We start from the raw sequence: 14,292 nt of genomic DNA, 5'->3' as shown, positions 1-14,292 counted from the left end.
TGTTACACGGATATAACTGATATTTCAGAAGTTAGAAGTTACGTTCACATTATAATGCATAAACTACATGAACTTATAGAATCCTACAACATACAACAGCATATTTCTTATCGAGAGCGGCGGAGGGACAGGCCCGATGAAGCCCGGCAACCGATTTGTAACGACATGACACATGTGTCATTCGTTATAGATGTTAGGTGCTAATTCCTACAAAATGGTGCAAGACACGATTTTGGCAGATGAGAAGGTATATTCTTTCACGTAAAGAGCCCTCTTTGTATCTGCAAAGGGCTCTTTTTTTGTATGTATAGGGGAGTTTTCCTTTAGATCGGGTAAAGATACATGTAGGTGGTTGGAAAGGGGCAAGTGCGATTGATTGAATTAAAAGGTTTAACGAAAACGTACGGCAAAGGGGCAAAATCTACAACGGCACTATCCGAGCTGAATTTGAGCATCCAAAAGGGTGAAATCTACGGAGTGATCGGCCATTCTGGAGCGGGAAAAAGTACACTGATCCGTTGCATTAATTTGTTGGAGCGCCCTACGGAGGGTGAAGTATGGGTAGACGGGATCAACCTGACTGAACTGAACAAAACCGAATTGCAGCAACAGAGACGCAAGATCGGGATGATTTTTCAACACTTTAATCTGTTATCCTCGGCAACGGTGTATGATAATGTAGCTTTTCCGTTAAAGCTTGTGAATACGCCCAAGGAAGCAATTGATCGCAAAGTGAAGGAAATGCTCGCTCTGGTTGGTCTGGAGCACCATAGCAGCAAATATCCGGCTCAATTATCGGGTGGACAGAAACAGCGTGTAGGGATTGCAAGAGCACTCGCCAGTGATCCGAATGTACTCCTATGTGATGAGGCCACCTCGGCACTTGATCCGCAGACGACAAATTCGATTCTAAAGTTATTGCTCGACATTAATGAAAAGTACAACCTGACGATTGTGCTGATTACACATGAGATGCACGTCATCCAGAATATCTGTGACAAGGTGGCTGTCATTCATCAAGGCGGCATAGTGGAACAGGGACCTGTAACCGAAGTATTCCTGAAGCCGCAGCATGCCATTACGCGGGACTTTATGATGCGTGATCATGAAGTTGGACTTGCCCTTGAAGAGACTGCTTTGGCGAATGCAGGCTTGAAATTACAGGCAGGTGCTGCTTCCAAACTTGTGAAGATATCCTTTCTGGGTAACAAAACGTATGAAGCGATTTTGTCCAGAACGGTACGTAAAACGGGAGTGGATTTTGCGATCCTGCAGGGTACGATCTCTACGATCAAACAGGTTCCTTATGGGCAGCTGACCGTTCGGTTCGAAGGCGATACCCATGCGATTGACCGGACGATATCAGAATTAACCGCAGAGGGACTTGATGTGGAGGTGCTACGTTAACATGGATTTTTCTACAGTTCGCTGGGAAGAGGTTGGTAAAGCTTCCATTGAGACACTGCAAATTTTGGGTGTATCAGGCTTGTTTACCGTAATCTTTGGTTTACCACTCGGGGTGCTGCTGTTCATGACAGCCCGATCTGCTTCAACCAAATCACGGGTGGTATACATTATACTGTCCCTGATTGTTAATATTTTGCGATCGATCCCATTTATTATATTGATTGTCGCTCTTATTCCATTCACTCGTTCACTCGTCGGTACAGCTACAGGGGTGCTTGGTGTTATCCCACCTTTAGTTATTTCAGCAGCTCCTTACTTCGCTCGACTGGTAGAGACAACAATGCGTGAAGTGGATCGTGGTGTCATTGAAGCAGCACAGGCGATGGGTGCATCGACCGGACAGATTGTAAGACGGGTACTGTTGCCTGAGGCACTTCCTGGTCTGCTTGCTGGAATAACCATCACTATCGTTACGCTTGTCTCGTATACGGCGATGGCGGGTATGGTTGGTGGTGGAGGCCTGGGAACGCTGGCAATTAACTATGGGTATTATCGGTATCAAAATGAAATTATGATCATATCCGTAGTGTCGATGATTATTCTAGTGCAAATTCTCCAGATGGCTGGAGATCGCTTGGTTACATTTTTCACCAGGAAATAACACATAGATAACATGATGGATATGCATTCTTGCGGACGCCACATGAAAAAAATGATTAGAGAAGGGGTTTTACACATGAAAAAATGGTCTTTTGCTCTACTTAGTCTTATGCTGATTGCGGTTCTTGCCGCGTGCGGAAACAACAAGGACGCCGACAGCGGCGCAGACAATGAAGGAGGAGCTCCGCGTACAGTAGAATTGAAAGTGGGAGCTTCACCTACACCACACGCAGAGATTCTGGAAAGCATCAAGCCTGAGCTGGAAGCACAAGGTATTCGTTTACAAGTGGTTACGTTTAATGATTATGTTCAACCCAACCAGCAACTGGCTGACGAAAAGTTGGATGCAAACTTCTTCCAGCATCAGCCGTACCTGGACACCGAGAATAAAGAACGTGGTTTCAACCTCGTTACTGTAACTCCTGTTCATGTTGAACCTTTTGGTGGATACTCCAAAATGATTAAGTCTTTGGATGAATTGGCAGATGGCGCAAAAGTAGCAATTCCGAATGATCCATCCAATGGTGGACGTGCACTGTTGTTGCTTGCGAAGGAAGGCGTCATTACCCTGAAAGACAACACAAATATTACATCGACGATTCAGGATATTACAGCAAATCCAAAAAACTTGGATATTATCGAGCTGGATGCAGCCATGATGCCTCGTCAATTGGATGAAGCGGATCTGGTATTTATCAACGCTAACTATGCATTGGAAGCCAATCTTAACCCTGAAAAAGATGCTTTGCTTATTGAAGATCTGCAAGGTAACCCCTATGCAAACATCCTCGTTTCCCGTGAGGATAATAAAGATGCAGATGCAATCCAAAAACTGGCTGCTGCACTGCACTCCGAAGAAGTTAAAACATTTATCAAAGAACGTTACCAAGGTGCAGTTGAACCTGCAACTGAATAATATTACGGAATGTATGAAATGAAATATGTGAAGCTTGTGAGCAAAAGCCGTAAGTCTCTCTAGAAGAGACTTACGGCTTTTTATGTTTCATCATCTGTGATGACGTAGGAAATCAATAGGGATCTCGATTTGTAGTGTGAGAAATAATATCGATCTTCTGTTTTTCATGTTCATGTAGAGATCCTTTCAAGTTATATCATCGACAGTACCATAGGTGTTTGATTTCAATCAAGATATATTTGGGATTTCAGGTGGATACTTCCTAAGAGAGATGCGAGTTGTAGGGGGAGGATAAATCTTTTATACTGGATAAGTGACTGCTCTTTGAAGAGGGGGATGAACGTGAAGGGAAAGATTGCCCTCATAACGGGAAGTGCCAAAGGTCTTGGTAAAATGACGGCCCTCAGTCTGGCAGATCAGGGGTGTCATATTGCCCTTAACTATGTACACAGCAGAACAGAAGCTGAGGCTTTAAGGGCTCAGATTACAGCCAAGGGTGTGAGGTGCATTGCCATCCAGGCGGATATATCCAAGGTGGAAGATATTGCTTCATTGGTTGAAAAGGTGGAAGACAAGCTGGGCAGCATTGATATTCTGGTGAATAACGCGGGTCCATTTGTTCGTGAACGTCGATTATTTGCGGACTATTCCGAAGATGAGGTCCAGATGCTTGTACAGGGCAACCTGTTAGGACCCATGTTGCTGGATCAACGTGTGTTGCCGGAGATGAGACGCAAGCAGTGGGGTCGCATCATCCATTTTGGCTTCAGTCATGCTGGAGAAGCGAGATCCTGGCCTCATCGTGCAGTGTATGCGGCTGCCAAGGTAGGTCTGGTATCTTTTACGAAGACACTCGCGGTTGAAGAAGCCCCGTATGGAATTACGGTTAACATGGTATGTCCAGGTGACATTCGTGGGGCGAACAAAGAGAAAACGATTGATGAGATGGCAGGCATAACCGACGTAGAGACGCCAAGAGGGCGTCCTGGCAGTGGTGAAGATATTGCGCGAGTCATTACGTATCTGTGTCTGAATCATTCTGATTTTATAACAGGCAACATTATGGATGTATCTGGAGGACTCGATCCGATTCGTCCGACCATACAGCGCGAGGATGCTTAAGGTGAGTTGGAGGAATGTACGTCGAAACTGGTCAAGGTGACAGTGAAATGAAACTCTCTGCATCTGCACACAAAAAAAGAGCCCTCCGCTTCATGCGAAGCGAAAGGCTCTTGAGGTTTATTTCGTGAAGGATTGATTAGAATACTTGTACGACTTCTTGTACACCCTCAACTTCTTCGAGAAGGGCGCGTTCAATCCCGGCTTTTAAGGTAATGGTGGAGCTTGGGCAACTGCCGCAGGCACCGACCAGTTTCAGCTTAATGATGCCGTCCTCCACGTCGACCAGTTCCACGTCACCGCCATCGCGTTGCAGGAACGGACGAAGTTTGTCAAGCACATCAGATACCTCATCGTACATGGTGCTTTGTGCGTTTTCGCTCATTTTTTTCAACTCCTTTCCTTACTATATTATATTACAAATGGCCATAAATTAAAATGGTCAAACAAAGCAGGTGAACCTACATGAGACCGATTATTGAATTTTGTGCCAATAATATGCATTTTGGCACAGATGAAGTCATGGATCAACTGGAAGAAAATCCAGACTTTGATGTGATTGAATACGGCTGCCTCACCAACTGCGGCCAATGTTCTATGACTCCATTTGCACTGGTGAATGGCGAAGTTGTCATCACGGACAAAGTGGAAGATCTATATAACGCCATTTTGGCCAAAATTGCCGAAGCCGATGCCTGGGACGAGCTCGATCTCGACTAACCGAGATGGCGCTTGGACATCCAGAGCACACCACTTTTCAAAATCCGAGGTACACGTCCCATCATGGACGTTTTGCCCATCAGCCCAAACCCAGACTTCTTGCCGAGTGCACCGAGCGTGCCACGAAGCTTGAGTGGATGTGGATTGGGCTTTTCGCCTTTCCAGAGGGCATGCTGAATATGGGCGATCTGCTCACCCTGCACTTCGGCAGCTTGACCGCTAGGTGCATAAGGGACACTCGCACAGTCACCAACGACATATACATCGGTATATTCCGGGATTTGGTAGTATTCATTCAGGACGACACGACCTTGAGGGTCTTTGGTTACGTCCAGATCCTGTACCACTTTTACGGGCTGAATGCCTGCAGTCCACACGACAGCATCCGTTAGGATCTGTTCATCCCGGTTATATATGGCATTCGGTTCAACACGTGAAATAGCGATATGCCCGCGAGTCTCTACCTGATGTTCGTTGAACCATTCATGCACATACACGGACAGACGTTGCGGGAAGGCGGATAATACACGTTCACCACGATCCAGAATGCTGATGTTCAGATCCGGTCTGCTCTCACGAAGTTCGGCTGCCATCTCGACACCACTTAATCCGCCGCCAACGATGTGCACATTACCATAGGCTTTGATCTCATTAAGACGCAGGTAGGTCTCGCGTGTTTTGCTGAAGCTCTGAATGGTACAGCTATAATCTTCGGCACCTGGTGTGTTGTGGAAACGGTCCGTACAACCAAGTCCAATGACAAGCTTGTCGTAAACGAGCGGGTCTTGGCCTTCAAATTCAATCTGACGCTGTTCCAGGTCAATCGAAGTAACTTCTCCATAACGGTAAGTGACTTTATCGCTCACTGGAAATTGGATACGCAGGTCATAATCGGATACGGTTCCTGCTGCGAGTGCGTAATATTCTGTCTTTAATCCCTGAAAGGGGCTGCGGTCCACCAACACAATTTGTGTATCGGCTGGAATTTTACCTTCCAGAAGTTCCTTAATAATGGTGAGGCCGCCATAGCCGCCTCCAAGAATGACGAAATTTTTCATGACTCGGCTTCCTTTCTGCATCAGTCCCACTGAAATGGGGCTGTAACCTGTGGAGCAGCTATGCAATGACATAGCTGCTCCTTCTGTTGGGATTTGAATAATTGCAAAGTAGACATTGAAAATTGAAGATATCATTCAGCAGTTTGCATCACTCGGATTCAAACGTCTCCCTATCATGAAAGTAGCGTTCTGGAGTGATGCGGGTGCAATACTTAGATGTTGTTTTAAGATACTATTCGTACACTTGAATTTCATTGTAGAACGTATCACGTTCTACCGGAATGCGTCCTGCACCTTTAATGAGCCATATGAGCTCTTTGCGGGTGAGGCCTTCAGGTGTTAATGCACCTGCTGCATGACTAATCCGTTCGCGAACAATCGTGCCGTGTGCATCCGAAGCACCGAATCCGAGGGCAACTTGAGCCAGCTGTGGACCGATGTTGATGAAGTAGGCTTTGATATGATCAATGTTATCCAGCATCAAACGGCTGATCGCAATTGTTTTGAGATCCTCATACGCCGAGTTACGACGCATAATGCTCGCGTTTTTACTTTTTGGCTGCATGGAAAGCGGGATGAAGACCATGAATCCATTCGTCTCATCTTGCAATTCACGAATCTGCTCCATATGGTTAACGCGGTCCTCATAGGATTCGATCGATCCATACAACATCGTTGTATGTGTACGCATGCCCAGGTTATGAGCTGTACGGTGCACCTCAAGATAACGATCCACGTTCGCTTTGTCTACACGCATTTTTTTGCGATATTCATCCGAAAGAATCTCAGCGCCGCCGCCAGTCAGGGATTGCAGACCTGCTTTTTGCAGCTCCTGCAGAACTTCCTTAATACTGAGTCCACTGATTCGAGTGAAGAAGTCAATCTCGGCAGCCGTGTAGGCTTTCAGCGTAACATTCGGATATTTCTCGTTTAAAGCACGCAGGGAATCGACATAATACTGAAAAGGAACATGGTTGTTATGTCCGCCTACGATATGGAACTCACGTACACCTGGATGAATATGCTGTTCCACATAATCGATCATCTCCTGACCGGATAATGTGTATGAGCCATCTTCACCCTGGTCTTTGCGGAAATTACAAAAAGCGCAGTGAGCTTCGCATACGTTTGTAAAATAAAGACTCATGTTCTCGATGAAATATACTTTCTTACCATTCTTCCGCAAGTTGACCTCATTGGCCAGCTGGCCCAAAGTCAGCAGATCATCAGTTTCATACAGATATACGCCGTCTTCTACGCTCAGCCTTACGCCGTTCTGCACTTTCTCAACGATTTCAGCCATTCTTTTGTCTGTGAACGGTGTTACCAATGTAGACATATTGTTTCCTCCTGTTCTTAACCGGATTGGAGTTGTGTGTAGGATCTGCATACAGAACTACATAGCAAAGATGCGGTCATCTGCCGCTTCCTTATAAGGACTAAACTCTTATTTACCCGGTGCAGCGTGTGCTGCATATGAAAGCTAAATTTTTTCAAAAAAATGGAGTCGGTTGACTCATATATGCATTGGGGACTGCGTGGCAGTCTCGAAATGTGAAAAAAATTACAACTCCAATTATGACCATCGTCTGAATAAGTCATGACAAAATACCGACATTTCAGTGCGACCACCTATTCATTATAAACCTCGTATCCCGGGGGTTCAATACACTGGGAAGAAAAAGGAGTTCAAGGGGAGCGGGGAAAGAGGCAAACATGACTTGAGACCCTTGACGGGGTGGAGTATAATTTAAGAAGAGTTAATGAAAAGGAGAGTGACCTGGCATGATTAACATCAGCGAAACGGCTGCTGACAGATTGAAAGAGATGCTTGCACAGCAAGAGACACCTGGTATGTTCCTGCGTCTTGGCGTAGCACCGGGCGGTTGTACCGGATTTTCGTACGCCATGGGCTTTGACGATAAAGAGTCCGATGAGGACCTGTATATGGATATTCAGAACATGAAGGTTGTAGTCGAGAAGGAAAACCTGAAGTATCTGAATGGACTTGAAATTGATTTTGAAGAGTCCGGCATGACGGGTGGGTTCACCATTCATAACCCGAATGCAGTAGCGACCTGCGGCTGCGGATCATCCTTCCGTACGAAGGAAGATGCAGGGGTTCCGGATAAAGATTGCTAAGATTATAGAAATAAGAATAAATGAGGCGCAGTTTCGGCGGGTAAAACCGTTGAAGCTGCGCTTTTTTATGTGCTTCAAAGTCAGATGGTCTCGGACATTCAAGGTGTTACTACTTTCTGTTACTTGGCGTAATCATTTCAGTCCACATGTTTCTGTTGGTGGTGAATGTCCATAAGATGTTGTTTTCGAAAAGTTCCAGGCGAGATGCCGGTTGTCTTCTTGAATATTCGATTGAAGGAAGTAATGTTCTGGTATCCCACGCGGACACTAATTTCGTTAATCGTCCAGTTCGTCGTAGCCAGCAGTTCACATGCTTTGCGCATGCGGATTTTTTGCAGATGCTCGCTAAAATTGATGCCGGTTTTATCTTTGATATACACGGAGAGATATGTCGTCGACAGATTCAGTTTCTCGGACAGATACTCGAGTGAGATATCCTCCATGTAATGAGAGTTAATAATCTCGTAGAACACGACGATGGTAGGTTCCTCCAGTACTGGGAGTCCGCTATCCTGCATGATGGCAAGGGATGAGTTAATGATATGCTTAAAAACAGTCTCATAGTCTTCCTGCGAATGGCAATCCTGAAGCATACTTTTCCATTCGTGCAGAGATGTATCCGCTCTTTTGTATGACAGATGCTGATCCATAACTTCAATGATATGATTGGTTATGGCTAGAGCCAATTGCCTAAACTGAAGCACACTTGCCTCTTTTTTGACGAATTGGGCGAACGCCTGACGTATCCATTCCATGCAGGTGTCTTCTTCCAGCGAATGGAGTGCCTGATCGAACTCACGCCCCCGTTTTAACAGAGGTTGATCCAGATCGGGCAGGGGACGGGCCTCACTGATCAACTGCGTTTCCTCTAGCAGGCGGGCTTCGGAGGCAAGATCTCGTAATTGCTGGTAGGTTTCGCTGAATTTGGTCGGTTGATTCGTAGCCGGAAGGGTACAGATGGTCACGACGTAATAATGGCTTTCTTCATTCAGACTTGCTTTAAGTTGCTCCAGCAGAGTTTGAAGCTGGACGGTCGAAGCTCCTTTTAATATGGAGACGATCTCGTTTTTCTCCATTTGGAATGTATGATTGGCTTGAAACATCTCTTTGGTTTGCAAATGAATATAATCCAGCAAGTGACGTACTGCCCGCTCCCGGTCAAGGGGCATACTTCCAACTTCCGATATCCGGAAACGGATGTCGTAATACACAATCTGATAACTTCCTCCATCCGCCAGGAAATCATTCCATTCACTCAGGTCTGTATTAATATTCTTCAGTTGATTCATATAGGAGTAATTGGTTAGAATTGCGTTCTGACGGTTAAGCTTGTCCACAATCGTATCCTTTTCTTTCTTCAAATCCTCGATCCTGCTCTGAATCAGATCATATTCCCAGATACGACTATCTCTTGCTCTGACATCACCGGCTTCATAACGTGATGTACGGTCCAGCAGGGAGGATAACATATGCTTGACCGGTGTATGCAGGCGGCGGCTCAAATAAAGGGATACCAGCGTTGCTGCCAGAAGTGAGAATACAAAGATAAGAACCATATAACCGGTCAATCGCTGTAATTGATCCGCAATGCGAGTATCTGCCAAAGAGGTAATATAGGTGAGCCCATCCGCAGCCTCTGCCTTGAAATAATATCTTCCATTCTCTTTGAGTGCAGTTGCTCCATTCTGAAAAACAGGTGTTGCTTCTTCCTCTGCTGATAAGCCCGAGTGGTAAAGGATGTTGCTCTGATCATCCGTAATAGTCAAGGTATGTCCAGCTGTGGTGCCGAAAAAGGACTCCACTGCTTTCTCGATATCCACCATTGCTATGATCTGGTAAGCCGTGCCGGGTTTCTTGAACGTGTATGGCAGAAGCCGCCTGCTCTCGGGAGACCCTGCGTTCATATGAAAGGAGGTTGAAGGCGAGATCAGGAAAGTGTGAGGCTGATCCGCGAGTGTCTCCCAATGTTCCAATGGATAGGTATCGCTTTGATACGATGTGTTGAACATGTAATCCGAACTGCCGCTGCCTGATTTGCCAAACGCAAAGTGGTCCTTCGGAAAATGCACGATCACATCTTCCAGCAAAAACAAAGAATTGTACACATATCCCCGAATGTCCATCATCACATTTTTGGCCTTCAGATAGTCTGCCTGTTCCAATCCCACTCTTTGCAATTGCCGGTTGAAGGCGACCAGATCCTGATTGTTATACATATGGAACAGCATGATCTGAATTTGTTCCATATGATTGGAGAATCGTTCCGCTGTATTCTTCGTTTCATTGTGACTGTTTTGGACAATTTCCTCCTGCAGACTCGTTTTGAATACATAATAAATCAAAATATAGAATAGGCAGAACAATGAAATGATCGCCAAAAAGCTGACAAATAATTTAAAAAACAGGGTTCGTTTTTTGTTCAACATCCAATTCATAGGCCAACCCCTCATTTTATTCTTCTACAGAGAACAAGTTATTTGGCCCATTCTACGCGTGAACTATTAAGCCGCAGAAAGCAGAGTATGAACGTGGTGTAAAAAGGGGCTATACCTTTTTTGCGAAAATGGCTGTTTTTTCAGGAAAGATCACGAATGATGTAAATTTCATAAGGATCGGACAAGATCTCAAAAACGGTGTATACCCATTGCAGGTAGTAAGCTGTAACATTCAACTTGCAGCTGAGCCAATTGCAAATAGGCAGGCAGAAGGGGGAATTGCTGATTTTGGAACAGATGACATCCGTCAAGGAGCAGGCATACGGAATTCGGGGGAATGGAAGCAGAGCGAAGAAATCCCGATTACGTTCATTTCGTAGAAATTGGGATCTGTATCTGTTATTTTCGCCTGTCCTCATCTACTTCATTGTGTTTCATTATGTACCCATGTATGGCATGCAGATTGCCTTCAAGGACTTTATTGCCAATAAAGGCATAACCGGAAGCCCGTGGGTGGGATTTAAGCATTTTGAACGGTTTTTTGACAGCTTTTACTTTTGGCGAGTTATTAAAAACACGATGGGTATTGGTTTGTATGAATTAATGGTGGGTTTCCCTATTCCTATTCTTCTGGCATTGATGATCCACGAAGTCCGGTCTGGGAAATTCAGAAGATTTGTGCAGACGGTGACCTACATGCCTCATTTTTTATCTACCGTCGTTATGGTGGGTATGATCATGATGTTTTTGTCTCCTGTCAGTGGATTGATTAATTTGGCAATTACGGCTTTGGGTGGAGAAGCCATCTCGTTCATGACAGAACCGGGTTGGTTCAAGAGTATCTTTGTATGGTCAGGTGTCTGGCAGACAATGGGCTGGAGCTCGATCATCTATTTGGCGGCTCTTGCCGGAGTCGATCCACAGCTACATGATGCAGCCAAGGTGGATGGTGCGACCAGACTTCAACGAATCTGGCATGTGAACATCCCGGGGATTGCCCCGACCATGGTTGTGCTGTTAATTCTTAATGTGGGGTCCATTATGGGCGTGGGATTTGAGAAAGTATTCCTCCTGCAAAACGCGTTGAACATGGAAGCATCGGATGTGATCGCAACCAATGTATATCGTAGCGGAATTCTTGGGGCACAGTACAGCTATTCCGCAGCTGTCGGCCTGTTCAACTCGGTTATCAATTTTATATTGCTGCTGACCGTCAACCGGCTCGCCCGCAAAGTCAGCTCCAGCAGTTTATGGTAAGGAAGGTGAGGAGATGGCACAAAGTCGTGGTGACCGGGCAGTCGAATGGATAATCTATGCAGCTCTTGCGGTAGTCTCTGTAGTGGTGTTGTATCCCGTATTCTTTGTGGGTATTGCATCGATCAGTAATCCCGAAAACGTCATGCGCGGTGAGGTCTGGCTGTGGCCGAAGGAACTCTCGCTGATTGGTTATGAACGTCTGTTTGCGAATAGCGAGCTGATGAAAGGATATGGGAACACCTTGTTATACACGGTGGCCGGCACATTGCTCAACCTGGTGATGACCATTGCGGCAGCATATCCGTTATCCAGAGCCGATTTTAGCGGAAGAACTGTTTTTACGGTTTTGATTGTATTCACCATGTTTTTCAGTGGAGGCATGATTCCAACCTACTTGCTCATCAAGGACCTGGGTATGCTGGACACCTTTTGGGTCATGATTATTCCGTCGGCGTTATCCGTTTGGAATATGCTGATCATGAAGGCGTTTTTTCAGAACTCCATACCGAAGGAAATTCAGGAAGCGGCTTTTATGGATGGTTGTTCAAACATAAAGGTACTGATGCGGATTGTTCTGCCTCTTTCCGGGCCGGTATTGGCCGTCATGGTTCTATTTTACGCAGTGGGGCACTGGAACAGTTATTTTAACGCCCTAATCTATTTGTCAGACCGGGACAAGTATCCGTTGCAGTTGTTTTTACGTGAAATATTAGTTCAGGGTCAGATGCAGGAAATGGTCGATATCAGTGACGATTCCCTGGGTCGAAGCATGATGGATGCTGAAGCCATCAAATATGCTGCTGTAATTATTACTAACCTTCCTATGTTGATCCTGTATCCGTTTTTGCAGAAATACTTCATTAAAGGCGTCATGATTGGCGCAGTAAAAGGGTAAACCATAATCCATTTGATTATAAGGGAGTGCATGGAGATGTTTAAAAAGTGGGGCAACTTGACCTTATCCATCGTGATTACAGCGGGTTTAATGGCTGGATGCAGTTCAGGGGAGGCGCCTGCAGGGCAGAGTCAGGATAGTCAATCTAATCTGAATGCTACAGGCATGCCAGTAGTGAAGGAACCGATTGAACTGGACTTTTTCACAGGGAAGTCTACCACCAACGGAAGTAAATTCGAAGAAACACTAATCTGGAAAGCGTACAGTGAGATGTCGAACGTAAAGGTGAACTTCAATCTCGTTCCTTTTGAGACATTGACCGAGAAGCGGAACCTGGCTCTGGCAGGCGGGGATTACCCGGATGTGTTTTATTCTGCGCGTGTGACTTCGGATGAATTGACACGTTATGGTGCCCAGGGTGTGTTTCTTCCACTTAATGATCTGATTGATGACTATGCCCCGAATTTTAAAAGATTGATGGAGCAGTACCCGGATATTCGTAAAGGGTTGACGATGCCGGATGGCAACATCTATTCGATGCCGTCCTTCTATGATCCCGCTCTGTTATCCATGCTAATTGGTGCACCGCTGTGGATTAATGAAGATTGGTTGGAACAGCTGAACATGGAAGAACCGGATTCAACCGAGAGCTTCTATGAATATCTGAAAGCTGTCAAAACGACAGATCTTAACGGCAACGGCAAAAACGATGAAATTCCTTTTAGCGCTACAGGCATTACGGGCATTATTGATCATGTAAAAGGGGCATGGGGGCTTGGTAACCGTGGACTCGGACACAAGTTGGTTGATGTGGACCCCGGCACAGATGAGCTTCGCTTCACCAAAACATTGCCTCAGTACAAGGAAGTGCTCCAGTATGTGAACAAGCTACATCAGGAAGGATTGCTGGACCCCGAAATATTTACACTGGATGGCGGAGCACTGAATGCGAAAGGTCAGGCGGGAACGCTTGGTGCGACAACGGTGCCCAATCCGGAAACGGTCATGGGACAGAAAAATTTCATCGGTCTTGGTGCCCTGAAAGGTCCTGATGGGGAACAGCTGTATTCTCATGTAAAGGTACCTATGGTCCATGTAGGAGCGTTCGCGATTACGGACAAGAATGAGAACCCTGAAGCAACGATCCGCTGGATGGATCATTTCTATAGTGATGAAGGAGCCCTCCTCTACTTCATGGGGAAAGAAGGGGAGACTTATGAAAAGGATGCAGACGGAAATCTGCAGTACACGCAGGATATTACAGCGAATCCGGATGGTCTCACTCAAGACCAGGCATTGGCGAAATATTTCACCTGGCTCGGTGGAAGTTATCCGGGCTTAGTGAAGGAAGATTATTTCAAAGGCTCAGAGACACTCCCAAGCTCCCTTCAGGCAGCAGACAAAGCGAAGGACCAAGCCGTAGAGGACATCTGGTACAACTTTAACTTCACGCAGGATGAATCCGAATTTATGTCCTCAGTTGGAAAAGACATTCAGGATTACGTGACCGAGATGGAAGCAAAGTTTGTGAATGGCAGTGCAGGATTTGATCAGTGGGAAACGTATGTGAACACTCTGAATAAAATGGGGCTGGACGAGTATATGAAGGTATATCAGGCAGCCTATGACAGGTATAAGACAGAATAGCGATATGAATTGATGACTGGAACAAAGGCTTGATGA

Annotated in this window: 13 protein-coding genes and 1 riboswitch; of the genes, 9 read left to right on the top strand and 4 right to left on the bottom strand. The window is 45.7% G+C overall.

The window, feature by feature from the left end:
- Positions 1–104 precede the first annotated feature (104 nt).
- Positions 105–246: riboswitch (SAM riboswitch) on the top strand.
- 126 nt (positions 247–372) lie between these two features.
- The 4 genes from M1D71_RS24255 (at position 373) to M1D71_RS24240 (ending at position 4,105) form a co-directional block, all read left to right on the top strand.
- The gene (locus M1D71_RS24255) at positions 373–1,407 is read left to right on the top strand and encodes a methionine ABC transporter ATP-binding protein (RefSeq protein WP_458124023.1); all 1,035 of its coding nucleotides are present in this window, start codon (positions 373–375) and stop codon (positions 1,405–1,407) included.
- Between the two features lies 1 nt (position 1,408).
- Positions 1,409–2,068, top strand: a complete 660-nt coding sequence (locus M1D71_RS24250) for a methionine ABC transporter permease (RefSeq protein ID WP_145325084.1) — start codon at positions 1,409–1,411, stop codon at positions 2,066–2,068.
- 75 nt (positions 2,069–2,143) lie between these two features.
- Entirely contained in the window at positions 2,144–2,983 is an 840-nt protein-coding gene (locus M1D71_RS24245; RefSeq protein ID WP_458124022.1) for a MetQ/NlpA family ABC transporter substrate-binding protein, read from the top strand.
- A gap of 342 nt (positions 2,984–3,325) precedes the next feature.
- The gene (locus tag M1D71_RS24240; RefSeq protein WP_458124021.1) at positions 3,326–4,105 is read left to right on the top strand and encodes an SDR family oxidoreductase; all 780 of its coding nucleotides are present in this window, start codon (positions 3,326–3,328) and stop codon (positions 4,103–4,105) included.
- A gap of 136 nt (positions 4,106–4,241) precedes the next feature.
- Here M1D71_RS24240 and M1D71_RS24235 read toward each other — a convergent pair whose 3' ends face one another.
- Positions 4,242–4,487, bottom strand: coding sequence for a NifU family protein (locus M1D71_RS24235; protein WP_053783253.1), 246 nt, complete (start codon positions 4,485–4,487; stop codon positions 4,242–4,244).
- Between the two features lie 80 nt (positions 4,488–4,567).
- Between M1D71_RS24235 and M1D71_RS24230 the strand changes: the two genes are divergently transcribed.
- The gene (locus M1D71_RS24230; protein WP_458124020.1) at positions 4,568–4,822 is read left to right on the top strand and encodes a YuzB family protein; all 255 of its coding nucleotides are present in this window, start codon (positions 4,568–4,570) and stop codon (positions 4,820–4,822) included.
- Here M1D71_RS24230 and M1D71_RS24225 read toward each other — a convergent pair.
- Together M1D71_RS24225 and mqnE are read right to left on the bottom strand one after the other, a co-directional pair.
- Positions 4,819–5,880, bottom strand: coding sequence for an NAD(P)/FAD-dependent oxidoreductase (locus M1D71_RS24225; protein ID WP_145325089.1), 1,062 nt, complete (start codon positions 5,878–5,880; stop codon positions 4,819–4,821). The two genes, M1D71_RS24230 and M1D71_RS24225, sit on opposite strands and share 4 nt — an antisense overlap.
- 232 nt (positions 5,881–6,112) lie before the next feature.
- Positions 6,113–7,219 carry an aminofutalosine synthase MqnE gene (gene mqnE, locus M1D71_RS24220; protein WP_458124019.1) on the bottom strand — a complete coding sequence of 369 codons (1,107 nt, stop codon included), beginning with the start codon at positions 7,217–7,219 and terminating at the stop codon, positions 6,113–6,115.
- 446 nt (positions 7,220–7,665) lie between these two features.
- Here mqnE and M1D71_RS24215 point away from each other — a divergent pair, with 446 nt between their 5' ends.
- Positions 7,666–8,022: a HesB/IscA family protein gene (locus M1D71_RS24215; RefSeq protein WP_062837974.1), complete on the top strand. Its 357-nt coding sequence runs from the start codon at positions 7,666–7,668 to the stop codon at positions 8,020–8,022.
- Positions 8,023–8,159: 137 nt separating this feature from the next.
- Here the strand turns inward: M1D71_RS24215 and M1D71_RS24210 are convergent, their stop codons facing one another.
- Complete coding sequence (locus M1D71_RS24210) at positions 8,160–10,457, bottom strand: helix-turn-helix domain-containing protein (RefSeq protein WP_458124018.1); 2,298 nt, start codon at positions 10,455–10,457, stop codon at positions 8,160–8,162.
- A gap of 297 nt (positions 10,458–10,754) precedes the next feature.
- Here M1D71_RS24210 and M1D71_RS24205 point away from each other — a divergent pair, with 297 nt between their 5' ends.
- From M1D71_RS24205 to M1D71_RS24195, 3 genes are read left to right on the top strand one after another with little or no spacing between them, the layout of a single operon-like run.
- Positions 10,755–11,714, top strand: a complete 960-nt coding sequence (locus M1D71_RS24205; protein ID WP_458127339.1) for an ABC transporter permease — start codon at positions 10,755–10,757, stop codon at positions 11,712–11,714.
- Between the two features lie 13 nt (positions 11,715–11,727).
- Positions 11,728–12,609, top strand: coding sequence for a carbohydrate ABC transporter permease (locus M1D71_RS24200; RefSeq protein WP_458124017.1), 882 nt, complete (start codon positions 11,728–11,730; stop codon positions 12,607–12,609).
- 36 nt (positions 12,610–12,645) lie between these two features.
- Entirely contained in the window at positions 12,646–14,256 is a 1,611-nt protein-coding gene (locus tag M1D71_RS24195; protein WP_458124016.1) for an extracellular solute-binding protein, read from the top strand.
- Positions 14,257–14,292: the final 36 nt, after the last annotated feature.

Source organism: Paenibacillus sp. Z3-2 (genome assembly GCF_054161325.1).
The sequence above is the reverse complement of the archived record's forward strand: the minus strand, read 5'-3'. Positions and strand labels throughout refer to the sequence as shown.